The organism is Micrococcaceae bacterium Sec5.7, from assembly GCA_039636785.1.
Taxonomy (GTDB): domain Bacteria; phylum Actinomycetota; class Actinomycetes; order Actinomycetales; family Micrococcaceae; genus Arthrobacter.
The window spans coordinates 2116037-2133098 of record CP144169.1; the positions used below are offsets into that span (position 1 = coordinate 2116037).

The following is a 17062-nucleotide window of genomic DNA, read 5'->3' on the forward strand; positions in this document are numbered from 1 at the left end:
ACGTCGATATCCACAGTGTGGAGGGCAAGTGCCCTGTCGGGCCGATGGGGACCAGCCCGGACGCCTGCCGCTGCGCTATTGCTCCCGCGTGACCCGTTTCAGGTCCTCGGCGGCCACATCCAGCAGCCCTTCGAGCTGGCTGACCCGGTCCTGGCTGACATCTCCCGCGTTGTGGGCCGCGCGGGCTCCGTCAAGCAGCCGGATGGCTTCCTTGTGGTTGGCCTTTGCCACGTCCAGGGCGTGTTCCAGGGAGGTGTCGTGCTGGAGAGTTGATTCTTTGTCCATGACTCCATCTTGGTCCCCTTTCCCGGCTGATTCCAGAGCATCAGCCGGGAACTTGCGGACCGCAGTCCGCCAGTGCCCGCTAAACGGCGGAGATCGCTGCCAGCACGGAAGCCTGTTCCTTGGCGGGGAACGACGGCGGGTTGACGCCCGCCATTTCCTCCATCACGCGGACAACCTGGCAGCTGTAGCCGAACTCGTTGTCGTACCAGACGTAAAGTACCAGGTTTTTTTCGTTGGAGATCGTGGCAAGACCGTCAACAATGCCGGCGCGTCTGGAACCCACGAAGTCGGTGGAGACAACCTCGGGTGAATCGATGTAGTCGATCTGCTTGCGCAGGTCCGAGTGCAGCGACATCTCCCGCAGGTAGTTGTTGACCTCGTCCTTGGTGGTGCCGTTCTCCAGGCTCAGGTTCAGGATGGCCAGGGAGACATCCGGCGTGGGGACGCGGATGGAACTGCCGGTCAGCTTGCCCAGCAGCTCCGGCAGGGCCTTGGCCACGGCCTTGGCGGCGCCCGTTTCGGTGATCACCATGTTCAGCGCGGCGGAACGGCCACGGCGGTCGCCCTTGTGGAAGTTGTCGATCAGGTTCTGGTCGTTCGTAAACGAGTGAACGGTCTCGACGTGTCCGTGGATGACGCCGTATTTGTCGTTGATGGCCTTCAGGACCGGCGTGATGGCGTTGGTGGTGCAGGAGGCCGCCGTGACGATCTTGTCCGAGTCGGAGATGGACCCGTGGTTGATGCCGTGGACGATGTTCTTCAGATCGCCCTTGCCCGGGGCGGTCAGCAGCACGCGGGCCACGCCCTTGCTCTGCAGGTGCTGTGACAGTCCGTCAGCATCGCGCCAGCGTCCCGTATTGTCCACCACCAGGGCGTCCTTGATGCCGTAGGCCGCGTAGTCCACCGCTGCGGGGTTGTCAGAGTAGATGATCTGAACCTGAACGCCGTTGGCGGTGATGGTGTTGGCTTCCTGGTCCACCTTGATGGTGCCCTCGAAGGAGCCATGGACGGAGTCACGGCGGAGCAGGCTGGCACGCTTGGCCAGGTCATTTTCCGCGCCCCGGCGGACCACGATGGCGCGCAGCCGCAGCCCGTGGCCACCACCGGCCTTTTCGATCAGGAGGCGGGCAAGCAGCCGGCCGATCCGGCCAAAACCGTACAGTACGACGTCGGTGCTGGTGCGGTCGTCGCCGCCCCGCTTGCCCACAACCTCAGCCAGCTCGGCGCGGAGGAAATCCTCGAGGCTGGCGCCGCCGGCTTCGGCCTTGAATCTCTGGTTCAGGCGGGCAATGTCAATGGCGGCCGCACCCAGCTCAAGGTTGGCGAGCGCATCCAGCAGCGGCGCCGTTTCCTCAAGGAGGAGTTCGTCCTTGCTCATCCGGCGGGCGAACCGGTGTGCCTTGAGGATGTTCATGGTGGATTTATTGATCAGGCTGCGGCCGTGAATGCTGGTCACCACGTTGTTTTCGCGGTACAGCCGGCCGATCACCGGAATCATGGCCTCGGCGAGAGCCTCCCGGCCCATCCACGTATCAAGACAAGAATCTGACGTCTGGCTCACAGAACTACCTTCCTCGGGTCAGCGGCATACGTCCTCGTACGCAGCTCTTGGCCACCGGATGTTGTCCAGGGGCGCCGGCACCGGCAGGGTTTCGGTCCGCCCCGGATGCCTGAAACGTATTCAAAGAAAAAGCCGCCGGCTGCAAACGCAGATCCGGCGGAAGAACTTCTACGTTCGCTATCCATTCTAGGACGGCCCCGGGCCTCAAATGGCCGCGTCGTGCGTGAATTCACTCACACGCAGTCCGTTCGGGCCGGGGCGGTGGATGGATGGGTTGACCGATACGCCGGGTTCTGTCATCCCACGCCGTTGCCGGCGAAGGAGTAGCGGCCATCCATCTACGGACGCCGTTGCCGACGCCCTCCAGCGGCCTACCCGGGCACTCGGGCGAGCAGCCCTCAAACATGCCCTGTATGGCCTTGCTCCGGGTGGGGTTTACCTAGCCTTCCCGGTCGCCCGGGAAGCTGGTGGTCTCTTACACCACCGTTTCACCCTTACCTGCTCAGCATGCTGTGCGGACACAGCCGGCTGGCAGGCGGTCTGTTCTCTGTGGCACTGGCCTGCGGGTTACCCCGAGTGGGCGTTACCCACCACCCTGCTCTGCGGAGCCCGGACGTTCCTCGAGCCACTTGCGTGACGCGCGGCCGCCTGGTCAACCCATCCGCCATCCATTCTACGGTCTCGGAGGGTTCCGGCCGCGCGCCGCTGCACCGGCCTATGATCGGGCTATGGAAAAACCTGACCCTGGCCGACGTCGCTTTCTGGTGCTCGGCGCGGGTGCGCTTGCGAACTTCCCGTGGCACTGTTCCTCCACGGTGTGGGCGGCACAACGGGATGGTCTTTGATGGTCTGCACGCCCACGAGGAGCTCTCCCGCTACGTCGGCCAGGGCGGCTCCTTTCGCCATCGCAGCCGTAGATGGTGGAAATTCCTGGTGGCACTCCCGCGCCGACGGCTCCGACGCCCAATCCATGCTGCTGCAGGAATTCGTTCCGCTGCTGGCCGGAATGGGCTTTGATACCGGGCGGACCGCAGTGTTCGGTCTCTCCATTGGCGGTTTCGGCGCCCTGCTGCTGGCGTCGCAGCACCGTGTTGCCGGCATCCGCGCGGTAGCGGCGATGAGCCCCGCCGTCTGGAGCCAGTACGACGCCGGCCGTCAGGACAATTTCGACAGTGCCGCAGACTTTGCGGCCAATGACGTATTCGCTTTGCGGCCGGAGTTGGAGCTGCTGCCGAAGCGGATCGACTGCGGCACGGGCGACAATCTGCTGTACAGCGTCAGGGACTATGCCAAGGACCTTCCGGGAGAACACAGCGGCGGTTTCGGGCAAGGCGGCCACGATGAGCGGTATTGGCGCGGGATCCTGCCGGACGTGATCTCTTTCCTCGGCAAGCACCTTGGTTGAAAAGGCCCGTCACCTCCCCGGTAGGATCGTACGGTGCTGATTCTGCTCCCCCCTTCCGAAGGCAAGACCCCCGCAGTCACCGGAGACGCCGTCGACTGGACTTCACTGGGATTTCCGGAGTTGAACAGTTACCGGGCCAAGGTTCTGGAGGCGCTGGGTACCGTCAGCGCACACGTGGACGCCCTTGCGTTACTGGGAGTGGGTGCGTCTCTGAAAGACGACGTCAAACGCAATACGCGCCTGCACGCAGAACCGGCTGCCCCTGCGCATCAGCTCTATTCCGGCGTCCTGTATGACGCCCTGGGCTACAGGTCCCTGACACCGGCGCAGCGGCGCAAGGCCGATGAGTCGGTGCTGGTCATTTCCGCCCTCTGGGGAGCCATCCGCTTCGCCGACCGCGTGCCCGCCTACCGCCTGTCGATGGCAACTTCACTGCCCGACGTCGGACGCCTCGCGTCATTCTGGAAACCGCACCTGGCGGATGCACTCGCTGCTGCCACGGACTGTGAGCTGCTGGTTGACTGCAGGTCCAGCACGTATGCGGCGGCGTGGGCACCGCCGCCGCTCCGGACGGTCGCCGTGAGTGTGTTTGCTGAAGTCAACGGAGTTCGTAAGGTGGTGAGCCATTTTGCCAAGCACACGCGCGGCAAGCTCGCACGGCACCTGCTGACGAGGCGCGGAAAAGCGCCTCAAAGCCCGGAGCAGCTCCTCAAAGCCGCCTGCGAGAAATGGGATGCGGAACTGGTCGAGGGCACCACCCGCAAGGCGCACACCCTGAACATCATTCTGCCCAGCTGAGTAGCAGCACACGCTGTTTTGAGCGCGCAATACGACGTCTGCTGCTGCTCAGTTGGGCCGGGCGGCGCTGTCCGCCACGAGCTCCGCTTCGAAGCCGTCGGCATTCTCCAGATAGGCCGCGTAGTGCCCCTTGCCTCCGGCGTGCGGATACTGATCGGCGAACATGGCGGACCAGCCGTGGTCTGCCGCTTCCCTCACCAGCGCGTCAACATCCGACGCGGAGCCTGCATGGAAGGCCAGGTGGTTGAGCCCGGGACGGCACCGCTCGTGACCGCCCGGCAGCATGTCTGTGCCGGCCTCCAGCACAATGTACTCCCCCATGCCTTGGTAGCTCACGCCGTGGGGCCAGCGGTCGGCCGGCACATAGCCGAGCTTCCCCAGCAGCCACCCCAGCGTTGCCTCGGCGGATGCGAGATCGGCCACCCAAAGCTCGACGTGGTGCAGCCGGCCGCGGGCCCCGGCCGGCGCGCCGGTGCGATCTCCGGCGGCCAAGGTCTATGCCCAGTCTGCGGACCGGACCAGGATGCAGCCGGAATCCGGGCAGAAAACGATGTCGTCCTCGGCTGCGGCCTTGATCTCCGCGAGGTCTCCGGGGCTGAGCTGCATTCCGGAGCCCTCCGAGGTTCCGTGGAACAGCCGGGCAGCGCCAATACTGCGCTTGGCAAGGGTTTTTTCGTAGACGGCAAGCATTCCTGTGTCCAGACCTGCCGCAAAATCGGAACGGCGGCCCGCCACATCGGCCGCCCCGGTGGCGATCTCGGCCAGGGCCGAGTCCAGTTCCGCGCGGATGACACCGAAGGAAGCCTGGATATCGTCCACGATCTGCTGCTGGGTTGCCTGCCGCGTACGGAGTCCCTCGAGCCGCTCCATCACCTCGAGTTCAACATCTTCGAGGTCCGAGCGTCTCTTGTTGAGGGACGCGATGTCTCTCTGCAGTGCCACGAGGTCTTTCGACAGGCCGCTTCCGCTGTTGAGTCGGGCTTCGTCCCGTTCGATCCTGGAGGCAACCTGTTCAACGTCCGCCTCGGAGCGTTTCAGTTCTGCCTCCGCATCGTGGACAGCCACCTTGGCTCCGCCGAGTTCGCCGTTTGCCACGTCAAGTGCTGCCTGAAGGTCCTCGATCCGGGGATCGGTCTCAATGCTGCGGCGGCGGTTGGTCAGGGACTTGAGCTTGGCATCAAGTCCCTGCAGTTCGAGCAACTTCAACTGTTCCGCCGGTGCTGCCTTAGCCACAATTACCTCCGCTTGATCCCATCCGGCCTGGGCCGGGCACCCGTTCCGGCGCTGTATAGACTCTAGTCCCCGCCCGGAGTCAGAATGAAGTCCCAGGGATCGCTGTTGGTGGTGCTGACGCGAATCTCCACGTTGTAACCCTGGTCTGTGAGCACATTGCCCAATGCCTCGGCCGCAGCGGGCAGCCATAGCCATTCGCTGGCAAAGTGCGAAACATCAATGAGGTACGGCCTTCCGTTCACGGCTGCCTCGCGGGCTTCCGACGCCGGGTGGTGGCGCAGATCCGCCGTGACAAAAACGTCCGCACTGCTGGCCCGGACTTCGCCGAACAGCGAATCACCCGCGCCGCCGCACACGGCAACCCTGCGGATCAGCCCGTCCTTGTCCCCGGAGACCCGGACGCCGCCGGCCACGGAGGGCAAAATACTGAACACCCGGGCCGCGAAATCGCCCAGGCTCATCACATCGGCCAGATCGCCTACGCGGCCGATCCCCTCCTCCGGCAGGCCGTTGGAGGCCGCCGTCAGCGGAGCAACATTCTCCAGTCCCAGCGCATCGGCCAGGACATCCGAAACGCCCCCGACGGCGGAATCACCATTCGTATGGACAGTCAGCAGTGCGGTGCCGGATTCGATCAGACGGTGGACCGCCTTGCCCTTGGCAGTATTCGCCGCCACTGAAGTGACGCCCTTAAGCAGCAGCGGGTGATGCGTGATGAGTAGATCCGCGCCCCACTCCACAGCTTCTTCGATGACCTCGAGAGTGGGATCAACGGCGAACATTACCCGGCTGACGGCCGCTGAAGGGTGGCCCGCCACGAGGCCTACCTCGTCCCAGTCCTCTGCGAGGGATTCAGGCCAGAGTTCCTCCACAGCGAGCAGCAGCTGTCCGAGGGTGGGTACATCGGGCCCTTCCGCGGCACCGGGACTGTCTGGGGCCGCTTCTGCAACGTCGGTGTTCACAGGTTCCATACCCCTATTTTTACCCTATGCGCGGTGCTCGCCTGCACGCGTCACAGTCTCGTAAGGTGGACAGGGAATCATCGGGACGCTTCAACCATTGAAGAGGACATGGAAACTTTTGTGCTTGGCGGAGGCTGCTTCTGGTGCCTCGACGCCGTCTACCAGCGAACCAAGGGCGTCAGCTCGGTGGTGTCCGGCTACACCGGAGGCCACGAGTCCCACCCTGACTACTACTCCGTCTGCGGCGGGACAACGGGCCACGCGGAGGTGGTGGCCGTCACGTTTGATGAGAGCATCATCCCCGCCGAGGTCATCCTTGACATGTTTTTTGCCCTGCACGATCCCACCACGCTCAACCGGCAGGGATACGACGTCGGGACGCAGTACCGCTCGTCCATGTTCTACGAGACCACTGAGCAGAAGATCCTCTTCGAAGAGGCGATCGAAAGGAACCAGGCGCTGTGGGCGCACCCGATGGTGACGGAGGTCAGCCGGCTTCCGGTGTTCCATGCCGCTGAAGAAGTGCACCAGAACTACTACGCCAAGTACCCCGAACAGGGCTACTGCCGGGTGATCATCAATCCGAAGCTGGCCAAGGCGAGGAAATATTACTCTTCATGGCTTAATGCTTAGCAGGGCCCGTTCGCCCTCGTTAGGCTGACCTCAGTATTCACTCTTCAGAGATAGGCATATGTACATGGCACGGATCTATGACGATGTAACGCAGCTGGTCGGCGGCACCCCGCTTGTCCGTCTGAACCGGCTGGCCGAGGGCCTGGACGCCACCGTGGCCGTCAAGCTCGAGTTCTACAACCCGGCGAACAGCGTCAAGGACCGGATCGGCGTCTCCATTGTTGATGCAGCCGAGAAGTCCGGCGCCCTGAAGCCCGGCGGAACGATTGTGGAAGGAACCTCCGGCAACACCGGAATCGCCCTGGCGATGGTTGGCGCAGCCCGCGGCTACAAGGTCATCCTGACCATGCCCGAGACCATGTCCACGGAACGCCGTGTGATGCTCCGCGCATTCGGCGCGGAGATCGTCCTGACTCCCGGCTCCGAAGGCATGCGCGGCGCCGTGGAAAAGGCCCAGGAACTCGTGGCCAACACGGAGAATTCCATCTGGGCCCAGCAGTTCGCCAACGAGGCCAACCCGGAAATCCACCGCACCACAACGGCCGAGGAAATCTGGTCGGACACCGACGGCAAGGTGGACATCTTTGTCGGCGGCGTCGGCACGGGCGGCACCATCACCGGCGTCGGGCAGGTCCTGAAGGAGCGCAAGCCGGAGATCCAGATTGTGGCTGTTGAGCCCAAAGACTCCGCCATCCTTAACGGCGGGGCACCCGGCCCGCACAAGATCCAGGGACTCGGCGCAAACTTCATCCCGGAGATCCTGGACACGAACGTCTACGACGAGGTCCTGGACGCAACGCTCGAGGATTCGGTTGCCACGGCCCGGGCACTCGGCACCAAGGAAGGCATTCTCGGCGGCATCTCCGCCGGCGCGGCTGTCTGGGGCGCACTGGAGCTCGCAAAGCGTCCGGACAACAAGGGCAAGCTGATCGTTGCGATCGTTCCCGACTTCGGCGAGCGTTACATCTCCACCGTTCTCTATGACGACATCAGGGGCTAAGCCGTAGCCTCTGATCTCCTGTTTCCTGTAGAAAGAACTTTGTGAGCTTTTTCGCAAGACTGAAGGAAGACCTCGACGCCGCCCGGTCGCACGACCCGGCGGCTCGAGGATCTTTTGAGAACTTTTTCGCCTATTCCGGCCTGCACGCCATCTGGGCGCACCGCCTGACACACAGGATGTGGCAGAACCCCGCGCTGCGTTTCCCGGCCCGGCTCATCTCCCAGCTGGCCCGGTTCCTGACCGGCATTGAGATCCATCCCGGCGCCACGATCGGCCGGCGGTTTTTCATTGACCACGGAATGGGCGTGGTGATCGGTGAAACGGCCGAAATCGGTGAAGACGTGATGATTTACCATGGCGTGACCCTGGGCGGCCGCTCGCTGGCCAGGGTCAAGAGGCACCCCACCATCGGAGACCGGGTCACCATCGGCGCGGGAGCTAAGATCCTGGGCCCCATCACTATCGGCCGGGACAGCGCTGTGGGCGCCAACGCAGTGGTGGTCAAGGACGCACCGCCGGAATCAATCGTTACCGGGATCCCTGGCAAATGGCGCCACCGCGACGCCCAGCGGGAAACAAAGCCCGCTGTTGACCCGGCCGAATACGACATCGAGTACCGGATCTGACGTCCGGCAAGAGCTGCACCACGCCGGCCCGGGGCGCGTCTCTAGCGTGAAAACCGCCTGAGGACTGCAGAAACCACCACGTCGAACATCCGGTCCGGCAAGATGCGCCGTAGCGTCAGGATGGCCGCAGCCCCTTTGCCGACCGGATACCGCGTCTTGGGACGCGCGGACGTAGCGGCGTGCACAACCGCATCCGCAATGATGTCCGGTGGCGTGGACATGGAGGATGTCTCGGTCGACGCCAGGACCGCCGCCATCTCCTTGGCCTGCTGCGAGTATGGGCCGTTCCCGGAGCTGGCCAGAAGCCCTTCGCCCGAGATACGGCCCCATTCCGTCTGCGTGCCGGCCGGTTCGATAATCGAAACGCTAATGCCATGCGGTTTCAGTTCCAGGCGCAGTGAATCACTGAGCCCCTCGACGGCGAACTTTGTGGCGTGGTACCAGGCGCCGAGGGGCTCGTAGAATTTTCCCCCGATGGATGACACGTTGATTATCCGTCCGCGGCCTGCCTGACGCATGGCGGGCAGCACCAGCTGCGTCATTCGGGCGAGCCCGAAGACGTTGACGTCGAACTGCCGCCGGCCTTCAGCCAGTTCCACTTCTTCCAGCGAGCCGAAGGAGCCGTAGCCGGCGTTGTTCACCAGCACATCTATCCTGCCGTGCGCTGCAAGGATTTCGCCGACGGCGGTGCTCATCGAGGCTTCATCTGTCACGTCAAGGGACAGAACCTGGATCCCGTGCACCTTGAGGGGCTCCATCTTGTCCACCCGCCTGGCCCCCGCGTAAACGGTGAAGCCCTTCCCTCTCAGCTTCTTCGCGGCCTCGAAGCCGATTCCGGTGGACGCTCCGGTGACAAACGCTATTGGCTGGGGCACTCTGGACTCCTGGTTCTTGGGGTTACAACCGGGTCTCGGGATGCAACCGGTTCTGCGGGTACGACCGACTCTGCTCATTCAACCGGTCATCAGATGCAACAACGGCCGGTGCCACCCAGAATATCCGGGAGGCACCGGCCGGTACTGAAAAGGGCCGCGCTGGAGTGCTAGTGCGCGTCTACGGCTTCGATCTCGGACTTATCTTCGCCCCAGAGGGTGTGGAAGGTTCCTTCGGTATCCACACGGCCGTAGGTGTGGGCGCCGAAGAGGTCACGCTGCCCCTGGATCACGGCGGCCGGAAGGCGCTTGCGACGCAGTCCGTCGTAGTAAGCCAGAGAGGATGAGAAGACCGGTACCGGGATTCCCAGCTGCACGGCGGTGGACACCACGCGGCGCCATGCCGGCAGGACCTCGGCAATGGCCTTGGTAAATGCCGGGGCGAACAGCAGGTTGGCCGGCTTCTGGTCCGCGGCGTAGGCCTTGGTGATTTCCTTGAGCAGCTCCGCACGGATGATGCAGCCGCCGCGCCACAGCGAGGCGATCTCGTCCAGCTTCAGATCCCAGCCGTATTCCTTGGCTGCCGAAGTCAGCATGTCCAGACCCTGGGCGTAGGAGACCAGCTTGGAGGCGTAGAGGGCCTGGCGGACGTCCTCGACGAACGTTTCGGGAACCTGAACGTCGAGTTCTTCGCCGGCGAGCAGCTCCTGGGCCAGCTTGCGCTGTTCCGTCTGGGACGACAGCGCACGTGCGAAGACCGATTCGGCGATGCCCGACGTCGGGGATCCCAGCTCGAGCGCGGAGATGACCGTCCAGCGGCCGGTGCCTTTCTGGCCGGCCGCATCCACCACGACATCAACGAACGGCTTGCCGGTCCTGGTATCAACGTGGCCCAGGACCTCTGCAGAGATTTCGATCAGGAAGGAGGCGAGGTCGCCCTTGTTCCACTCTTCGAAGATCTTCGCCTGCTCCGCCGGTTCGATCCCCGCGCCGGAGCGGAGGAGGTCAAAGGCTTCGCCGATGACCTGCATGTCGGCGTATTCGATGCCGTTGTGGACCATTTTGACGAAGTGGCCGGCGCCGTCGGTGCCGATCCAGGCGCAGCAGGGCTTGCCGTCAACGTGCGCTGCAATCTTTTCAAGCAGCGGTCCCAGGGCCTCGTAGGATTCCTTGGAGCCGCCGGGCATGATGGACGGGCCGTTGAGTGCGCCTTCCTCGCCGCCCGAGACGCCGATTCCCACGAAGTGCAGGTCCTTTGCCGCGAGGGCTGCTTCGCGGCGGCGGGTGTCCTCGTAGTGCGAGTTGCCGGCGTCGATGATGATGTCGCCAGCCTCCAGCAGCGGCTCCAGCTGTTCGATAACGGAGTCCACCGGCTTGCCGGCCTTCACCATGATCAGCACGCGGCGGGGCTTTTCCAGGGAGTCAACGAGTTCCTGAAGTGTTTCAGTGCGGACAAAGTCACCGTCTCCACCGTGCTTTTCCAGGAGTGCGTCAGTCTTCTCCACAGACCTGTTGTGCAGGGCGACAGTGAAGCCGTTCCGGGCCAGGTTGCGGGCCAGGTTGGCGCCCATCACCGCAAGGCCGGTGACACCGATGTGTGCTGACATCAAAACTCCAATTCATTCATGTGCAACGTGTGCAATCAGTCCCGCACTTCCTGCGGGACACGCTTTTAGGACCAGTGGCTGTGAATAAACCATATGTATTACCCGTGGCAACGGGAAAGTAGCGCCCACCTAGTGGAAAATGGCGCGTCACAAACAGTCTAGGATGTGTGACGATATGGCTTCCGAGCCACCAGCAACGACGCTGAAGAGGGACCGGGCCAGCCCGATTATGCTTACTAACATGTCAACCAGCCTTCACCATCGTGCCATTGAGCATCTGGGAACCCGAATTGTCGAAGGAAACCTTCCCACCGGACACGTTATGTTGGCCGAGCAGCTTGAAGCCGAACTGAAGGTATCCCGCTCCGTAATCCGTGAAGCGGTGCGCGTTCTTCAGTCGCTGGGTCTCGTGGAGACCATCAAACGAGTTGGCATCCGCGTGCTGCCGGCCAGCCGTTGGAACCCTTTTGATCCCCTCGTGATCCGCTGGCGGCTCGCCGGCGGCGGCCGTGGCGCCCAGCTGCGCTCGCTCGCCGAGCTGCGCTCCGCCGTCGAGCCCGTTGCCGCGGAACTGGCAGCCGCGAATGCGCCGGAAGAGCTCCGCCGTGAACTGCTTGAGGTGTCCGTGGCAATGCGCGACGCCGGCATGGCCGGTGATGTTCCCCGGTTCCTGGAGCTGGACATCCACTTCCACTCGCTGCTCCTGACGGGATCCGGCAACGAAATGTTCGCTAATCTCGTGGGCCAGGTGGCCGAAACCCTGACGGGCCGGACTGTTCACGGGCTGATGCCGGACCGCCCCCGCGACGCCGCCCTGCAATGGCATGTTGACCTTGCCGAGGCGATTTCGACGGGTGATGCCTCGGCCGCACGCGAAGCGTCCAACAGCATCATGCGCCAGACGATCTCGGAGCTGGAGCCGTCCTGGAGCGAACAGCCCCGGGTCTTCATTCCGGTTCAGCGCGGCTAGCTCAGCACAGTCAGCCATCGACGCTCCGGAAGTCCAGCAGCACTTTCCCCGATTCCGCCGAGTTCCGGGCCACCTCGAAGGCCTCCAGGCCACGGTCCAGGGTGAATTCATGGGTGATGACCGGCGCGATGTGCAGGGTGCCGTCCGCCAGGGCCCGGATCACGTCGTCGATCTCGTCATTGAACCGGAACGATCCCAGCAGCTCAAGTTCCCGGGTGATGGCCAGGGCGGTCTTTCCGGCCACGCCGCCTGCGCGCCCCACCGCATGCCATGCCACACTCGCCGGTTCAATCAGGGCCGCTGTCCGCAGGTCCAGGTTTCCAGGCAAGGGACGGAGCATTCGCGACGGCAGATTCACGAAGCGGCTGAACGCACCGTCTGTGTGCGGAAAGCGGGCGGCGCTTCCCAGATACGTGCAGCCGGGGGACAGGTTGGGCCGGTCCTCGGGATGCTTCGCTGCCCCCGGGGCCGGGGTGGCCGGGTGGACCGCGACGGCGGTGCCGGCGGCCGGGCCGCTGCCGTCCGCTGCAGAGCGTGTAACCACACCCACAATCTCGTGGCCAAGCACCATGGGGGCCTTCAGGACCGATTCGCCGACGGCACCGTGGATCCAGTAGTGCAGGTCCGAGCCGCAGATTCCGCCGTAAGCCACCTCAACGACGGCTTCATCCGTGGCAGGGGCGGCCAGCGGAACGTCTTCGATCCGCAGGTCACCGGCGGCGTGCGCCACCACTGCCGGCGTGGAAGCCGGCAATTCGGTTACAGGCGGCATCAGACCACCACCGTCATTCCGCCGTCGATGAAGATGGTCTGGCCGTTCACAAAATTGGATCCGTCAGAGGCAAGCCAGACCGCGGGCCCGGCGAGGTCCTGCACTGTCCCCCACCGGTTTGCCGGTGTGCGCCCCAGGATCCATGAGTTGAAACCGGGATCATCAACCAGGTTCTGGGTCATTTCCGTGCGGATGTAGCCGGGCGCAATGCCGTTGATCTGCAGCCCGGAGGCTGCCCACTCGGCGGTCATGGCCCGGGTGAGGTTGCGCAGGCCGCCCTTGGCCGCAATATAGGGCGCGATGGTGGGACGGGCCAGGTCAGTCTGGACCGAGCAGATGTTGATGATCTTGCCGCGGCCGCGCGGGATCATGTCCCGGGCGGCCTCGCGACCCACCAGGAAGGCGCTCGTGAGATCCGTTTTGAGGACACGTTCCCAGTCGCCCACGTCAAGCTCAAGCATCGGCACGCGGTGCTGGATGCCGGCGTTGTTCACCAGGATGTCCAGCGGCCCCACATTTTGTTCAATCCAGGAAATCCCCTCCGCCGCGGCGGTGTCGCTCGTGACGTCGAAGGCGCAGCTGCGGATCCGGCCGTCCGGATAGTCGGCTTCCATTGCCGTTTCCGCCGCCAGGAGGCGCTGCGGATTGATGCCGTTCAGCACCACGGTGGCTCCGGCGTCGGCCAGGGCCCGCGCCAGGGCGTTCCCGATTCCCCGGCTGGAACCTGTCACCAGAGCGATGCGCCCGGTGAGGTCAAATAGCGCACTCATGCTGATGCTGTCCCTTTCGTCGCGGTGTCCGCCGCCTTATCGCTGAGATTGGAAATGGCCAGTCTGACCACGGCGAGGTCCTGATCCCCCAGTCCCTGCCGCTTGAGTTCCGCATAGAGTTCGACGCCGGCGCTCGCCATCGGGACGGCGGCACCTATTGCCCCTGCGGACTCCACCACAAAGGAGAGGTCCTTGTGCATGAACTTGGCCGGACCTGTGGGCGTGTAATCCTTCTGTGCCAGCCGCGGACCTACGACGTCGAGCACCCGGCTCCCTGCCAGGCCACCCGCCAGCACCTCATAGAGTGCGGCAACATCCATTCCGGAGCGTTCGGCGAGCTCTGCCGCCTCGGCGAGTGCCGCCGTCGTGGTTCCCACAACCAGCTGGTTGCAGGCTTTGGCCAGCGAGCCGGCGCCCAGCGGACCCATCCGCCGGACGGTGGCCCCCATCGCTCCAAAGAGCGGGGCGAGGCGCTGGAATTCCTCGTCAGTTGAACCCACCATGATGGCCAGGCTTCCGTCGACGGCGCCATTGGTTCCTCCGCTGACGGGTGCATCCACTACCGCCGCGTTTCCGCCGCTCGCCTCGCCGACCCTGCGTCCGAATTCCTGGACCGCGGCGGGCGAAACGCTGCTCATGACCACCACGGTGGTCCCGGGGGCCGGAGGCTCAGCCGCCCAGCTGTCCAGAAGTCCGGCCGCAGCGTCCTCGACGAAGGACAGATCAGGGAGCATGAAGACAATCACGGGCAGTCCGCGGAGCTCTGCCACATCGGCAGCGGGGGCGCCGCCGAGCTGCACAAAGTCATCCACTGCACCGGCCGACCGGTTCCAGCCAGTGACCGCCCAGCCCTTTTTCACGAGGTTCGCCGCCATGGGCGCCCCCATAAGACCCAGGCCGACGAATCCGGCTCTCTGTACATTCATGCGCTGCCTCGCCTCACATCGGTGTGGTTCATCTAGGAAAATCTGTTCAATATCCTAGCCTCCATTCAGTATGATGAACACTATGACGTCTCAAACCACCGTCGCGATCGCTGTCCCGCTCGAATCAGAGTTTGTGGAGCGCATCCGCGCCGTAGAACCCTCCGTTACCGTCCTCTACGAACCCGGGCTCCTGCCGCCGGAACGGTTCCCGGCAGACCATTCCGGCGATCCGGACTTCAAACGCACTCCGGAGCAGGAAGAACGCTACTGGGCCATGCTCAACAAGGCGCAGGTCCTGTACGGCTTTCCCAACGAAAGCCCGGCCGGTCTGGCCAGGATTGCCCGGGACAACCCCCACCTGCAGTGGATCCATGCCATGGCTGCCGGTGCCGGCGGGGCCGTCAAGGCGTCCGGCCTGGATTCCGAAACGCTGCAGAAGTTCAAAGTGACCACCTCCGCCGGCGTGCATGCGCTGCCGCTCGCCGAATTCGCTGCCCTGGGAATTCTCAACGGCTTTAAGCGCAGCGCCGAACTGGCCCAGGACCAGGCCGGGAAAGTCTGGCCAGAGCTGCGCACCCCCACCCGGCTGGTGAACGGCTCCTCGCTGGTCATCACTGGGCTGGGCGAAATCGGCCTCGAAACTGCCCGGATTGCGCGGGCCCTGGGCATGAACGTCAGCGGCACCAAACGGACCGTGGAGCCGATTCACGGCATTGCTGAGGTGGCCGGCAATGACGGGCTCGCCGGGCTGCTGGCCTCGGCCGATGCCGTGGTGAACACGCTGCCCGGCACGCCCTACACCGAGAAGCTGTTCAACCGCGAAATCTTTGCGGCGATGAACCCTGGCACCGTATTTGTCAACGTGGGCCGCGGCACCGTCGTGGACGAAGACGCGCTGCTCGAGGCGCTTGAGAACGGGCAGGTCTCGTTCGCCTGCCTGGACGTCTTCGCCGTTGAGCCGCTCCCCCAGGACAGCCCGCTGTGGAACCACCCGAAGGTTATGGTGTCCCCGCATACCTCAGCGCTCAGCGCCGCGGAGAACCGCCTCATCTCGGAGCGATTCTGCAGCAACCTGCGCACGTTCCTCGACGGCGGCGAACTGCCGCACCTCGTGGACACGGTGCAGTTCTACTAAATCCCCTGGCACCCACAGGAAGGGCGGCCCCTCCGCCTTGGGTTCCAGCGGAGGGGCCGCCCTTCCTGTGTGTTGTGCGGACTGCCTAGCTGGCATCCTCAGTCAGCAGCAGGTCACGGCCATTGGTCTCCGGCGTGAAGAATGTGGTGATGAATGAGATCAGTGCCAGGACCAGCGAGTAGATCGCGGGAACAAGCCAGGAGTGCCCCGTCACAGCCAGCAGTGCAACACCGATCATGGGAGCGAAACCTCCGGCCAGGACGGCCGAGAGCTCACGGCTCAAGGCAACGCCGGTAAAGCGGTGCTGGGAGCCAAAGAGCTCTGGAAGCATTGCGCACTGCGGGCCGAGCATTGACTGCACACCCAGTGCGATGCCAACGGCCATAACAACCCACACCAGGGTGACGTTGCCCAACGTGACCAGATAGAACGCCGGCAGGGCAATGGCTGCCTGGAATAGCGCACCGTAGCGGTAAACCGGTACACGGCCGAACTTGTCAGACAGGGCCCCGAACGTCACCACCATGACAGCCGCGAAACCTGCGGCGATCAGCAGACCGGCGGGACCGATGAATTTGTCTCCCGGAAAAACTCCGGCCGGCAGGCTGATGAACGAAACCAGCAGCGCCGAGTAGATGGACGAGTTTCCGTTCTCGCCCATGCGCAGGCCAATGCCGATCAGGACATTATTCTTGGAGTGCTTCCAGATCTGGCCCACCGGGTTCTTTACCACAGCCTTGTGCTTCTCCAGCTCCTGGAAGACCGGCGTCTCCTTGAGGCGGAGACGGATGAAGACGGCAATGACAATCAGAATGATGCTGGCCAGGAACGGCGCGCGCCAAAGCCAGCCCTGAAGGACTTCTTTATCGGCGAGGGCCATCAGCGCGAAGGTTCCCGCACCGAGCAGGGTTCCCAGCTGGATGCCCACAAATGGAAGCGAGGCGAAGAAACCACGACGGCGCCGCGGGGCCACTTCGGAGATCAGTGTGGTGGCGCCGGCCTGCTCGGCACCGGCCCCAAGGCCCTGAACGATGCGCAGCACCACCAGGAGGACTGCACCAAGCATGCCCGCCTGTTCAAACGTGGGCAGCAGCCCGATGGCAAAGCTGGCCGTTCCCATCATGCCGATGGTGAGGATGAGGACCATCCTGCGGCCGAAGCGGTCGCCTATGTAGCCGAAGACGATGCCACCGAACGGTCGGGCGGCAAACCCGACACCGTATGTTGCGAACGAGGCGATGACCGCGCCACTCTCGCCCAGCGGTGAGAAGAACAGCGGTCCGAAGATGAGGGCCGAAGCCAGGCCATAAATATAGAAATCGTAGTACTCCAGGGCCGAGCCCACGGAGCTGGCAAGAGTTGCCCTTCGCAGCTGATCCGGATCGACGACGGCGCCGTCCGCTTCAGCCTGCGGTGTATCAGTACGAGTTATCACAAGCACTCCCTCAAGAACACTCCAGACCCCCGTTGGCCTGGTGGGATAGCGACGGCACCTATGGCGTCGATC

The 17062-nt window shown here is 63.9% G+C and carries 18 protein-coding genes and 1 other RNA gene; 7 read left to right on the plus strand and 12 right to left on the minus strand.

Annotation, left to right across the window (positions count from 1 at the left end; all coding sequences use genetic code 11):
• Positions 1-75: 75 nt before the first annotated feature.
• The 3 genes from V3C33_10140 to rnpB form a co-directional block, all read right to left on the minus strand.
• The gene (locus tag V3C33_10140) at positions 76-285 is read right to left on the minus strand and encodes a hypothetical protein (GenBank protein XAS69566.1); all 210 of its coding nucleotides are present in this window, start codon (positions 283-285) and stop codon (positions 76-78) included.
• A 79-nt stretch (positions 286-364) separates the two neighbouring features.
• A complete protein-coding gene (locus tag V3C33_10145) occupies positions 365-1846 on the minus strand; it encodes a glyceraldehyde-3-phosphate dehydrogenase (GenBank protein ID XAS69567.1) in 1482 nt (493 codons plus the stop codon).
• A gap of 266 nt (positions 1847-2112) precedes the next feature.
• Positions 2113-2506: RNase P RNA component class A (gene rnpB / locus V3C33_10150), an RNA gene on the minus strand.
• 136 nt (positions 2507-2642) lie between these two features.
• Here rnpB and V3C33_10155 point away from each other — a divergent pair.
• Positions 2643-3251, plus strand: a complete 609-nt coding sequence (locus V3C33_10155; protein ID XAS69568.1) for an alpha/beta hydrolase-fold protein — start codon at positions 2643-2645, stop codon at positions 3249-3251.
• A 33-nt stretch (positions 3252-3284) separates the two neighbouring features.
• On the plus strand, positions 3285-4049 hold the full coding sequence (locus V3C33_10160; GenBank protein ID XAS69569.1) for a peroxide stress protein YaaA: 765 nt from the start codon (positions 3285-3287) through the stop codon (positions 4047-4049).
• Positions 4050-4097: 48 nt separating this feature from the next.
• Here V3C33_10160 and V3C33_10165 read toward each other — a convergent pair whose 3' ends face one another.
• The 3 genes from V3C33_10165 to V3C33_10175 form a co-directional block, all read right to left on the minus strand.
• Positions 4098-4541, minus strand: coding sequence for a VOC family protein (locus V3C33_10165; protein XAS69570.1), 444 nt, complete (start codon positions 4539-4541; stop codon positions 4098-4100).
• Positions 4542-4544: 3 nt separating this feature from the next.
• On the minus strand, positions 4545-5282 hold the full coding sequence (locus V3C33_10170) for a C4-type zinc ribbon domain-containing protein (protein ID XAS69571.1): 738 nt from the start codon (positions 5280-5282) through the stop codon (positions 4545-4547).
• Between the two features lie 62 nt (positions 5283-5344).
• On the minus strand, positions 5345-6253 hold the full coding sequence (locus V3C33_10175) for a Nif3-like dinuclear metal center hexameric protein (protein XAS69572.1): 909 nt from the start codon (positions 6251-6253) through the stop codon (positions 5345-5347).
• 99 nt (positions 6254-6352) lie between these two features.
• On the opposite strand from V3C33_10175, the gene msrA reads away from it, so the two are divergent.
• From msrA to epsC, 3 genes are all read left to right on the plus strand, one after another.
• On the plus strand, positions 6353-6877 hold the full coding sequence (gene msrA / locus V3C33_10180) for a peptide-methionine (S)-S-oxide reductase MsrA (protein XAS69573.1): 525 nt from the start codon (positions 6353-6355) through the stop codon (positions 6875-6877).
• Positions 6878-6941: 64 nt separating this feature from the next.
• Positions 6942-7877 (plus strand): cysteine synthase A, encoded by a 936-nt coding sequence (gene cysK, locus V3C33_10185; protein XAS69574.1) that lies wholly within the window; start codon positions 6942-6944, stop codon positions 7875-7877.
• A gap of 41 nt (positions 7878-7918) precedes the next feature.
• On the plus strand, positions 7919-8503 hold the full coding sequence (gene epsC / locus V3C33_10190) for a serine O-acetyltransferase EpsC (protein ID XAS69575.1): 585 nt from the start codon (positions 7919-7921) through the stop codon (positions 8501-8503).
• A gap of 41 nt (positions 8504-8544) precedes the next feature.
• Here the strand turns inward: epsC and V3C33_10195 are convergent, their stop codons facing one another.
• Positions 8545-9378 carry an oxidoreductase gene (locus tag V3C33_10195; protein XAS69576.1) on the minus strand — a complete coding sequence of 278 codons (834 nt, stop codon included), beginning with the start codon at positions 9376-9378 and terminating at the stop codon, positions 8545-8547.
• A gap of 167 nt (positions 9379-9545) precedes the next feature.
• Entirely contained in the window at positions 9546-10982 is a 1437-nt protein-coding gene (gndA, locus tag V3C33_10200) for an NADP-dependent phosphogluconate dehydrogenase (GenBank protein XAS69577.1), read from the minus strand.
• Positions 10983-11223: 241 nt separating this feature from the next.
• On the opposite strand from gndA, the gene V3C33_10205 reads away from it, so the two are divergent.
• On the plus strand, positions 11224-11952 hold the full coding sequence (locus V3C33_10205) for an FCD domain-containing protein (protein XAS69578.1): 729 nt from the start codon (positions 11224-11226) through the stop codon (positions 11950-11952).
• Positions 11953-11962: 10 nt separating this feature from the next.
• Here the strand turns inward: V3C33_10205 and V3C33_10210 are convergent, their stop codons facing one another.
• From V3C33_10210 to V3C33_10220, 3 genes are read right to left on the minus strand one after another with little or no spacing between them, the layout of a single operon-like run.
• Positions 11963-12724, minus strand: coding sequence for an alcohol dehydrogenase catalytic domain-containing protein (locus V3C33_10210; protein ID XAS69579.1), 762 nt, complete (start codon positions 12722-12724; stop codon positions 11963-11965).
• A complete protein-coding gene (locus V3C33_10215) occupies positions 12724-13494 on the minus strand; it encodes an SDR family oxidoreductase (protein ID XAS69580.1) in 771 nt (256 codons plus the stop codon). Before V3C33_10215 ends, V3C33_10210 begins: the two co-directional genes overlap by 1 nt.
• Complete coding sequence (locus V3C33_10220) at positions 13491-14420, minus strand: NAD(P)-dependent oxidoreductase (protein ID XAS69581.1); 930 nt, start codon at positions 14418-14420, stop codon at positions 13491-13493. The genes V3C33_10215 and V3C33_10220 overlap by 4 nt, the downstream gene beginning before the upstream one ends.
• A 70-nt stretch (positions 14421-14490) precedes the next feature.
• Between V3C33_10220 and V3C33_10225 the strand changes: the two genes are divergently transcribed.
• The gene (locus V3C33_10225) at positions 14491-15555 is read left to right on the plus strand and encodes a D-2-hydroxyacid dehydrogenase (protein XAS69582.1); all 1065 of its coding nucleotides are present in this window, start codon (positions 14491-14493) and stop codon (positions 15553-15555) included.
• An 85-nt stretch (positions 15556-15640) separates the two neighbouring features.
• On the opposite strand, the gene V3C33_10230 is transcribed toward V3C33_10225, so the two are convergent.
• Positions 15641-16990: an MFS transporter gene (locus V3C33_10230; protein ID XAS69583.1), complete on the minus strand. Its 1350-nt coding sequence runs from the start codon at positions 16988-16990 to the stop codon at positions 15641-15643.
• Positions 16991-17062 lie beyond the last annotated feature (72 nt).

Bases quoted from the DNA above. Each gene is read 5' to 3' on its own strand.
- gndA (XAS69577.1), bottom strand. From the start codon at position 10,982: ATGTCAGCACACATCGGTGTCACCGGCCTTGCGGTGATGGGCGCCAAC.
- cysK (XAS69574.1), top strand. From the start codon at position 6,942: ATGGCACGGATCTATGACGATGTAACGCAGCTGGTCGGCGGCACCCCG.
- V3C33_10220 (XAS69581.1), bottom strand. From the start codon at position 14,420: ATGAATGTACAGAGAGCCGGATTCGTCGGCCTGGGTCTTATGGGGGCG.
- V3C33_10210 (XAS69579.1), bottom strand. From the start codon at position 12,724: ATGCCGCCTGTAACCGAATTGCCGGCTTCCACGCCGGCAGTGGTGGCG.
- msrA (XAS69573.1), top strand. From the start codon at position 6,353: ATGGAAACTTTTGTGCTTGGCGGAGGCTGCTTCTGGTGCCTCGACGCC.
- V3C33_10140 (XAS69566.1), bottom strand. From the start codon at position 285: ATGGACAAAGAATCAACTCTCCAGCACGACACCTCCCTGGAACACGCC.
- V3C33_10175 (XAS69572.1), bottom strand. From the start codon at position 6,253: ATGGAACCTGTGAACACCGACGTTGCAGAAGCGGCCCCAGACAGTCCC.
- V3C33_10225 (XAS69582.1), top strand. From the start codon at position 14,491: ATGATGAACACTATGACGTCTCAAACCACCGTCGCGATCGCTGTCCCG.
- V3C33_10215 (XAS69580.1), bottom strand. From the start codon at position 13,494: ATGAGTGCGCTATTTGACCTCACCGGGCGCATCGCTCTGGTGACAGGT.
- V3C33_10205 (XAS69578.1), top strand. From the start codon at position 11,224: ATGTCAACCAGCCTTCACCATCGTGCCATTGAGCATCTGGGAACCCGA.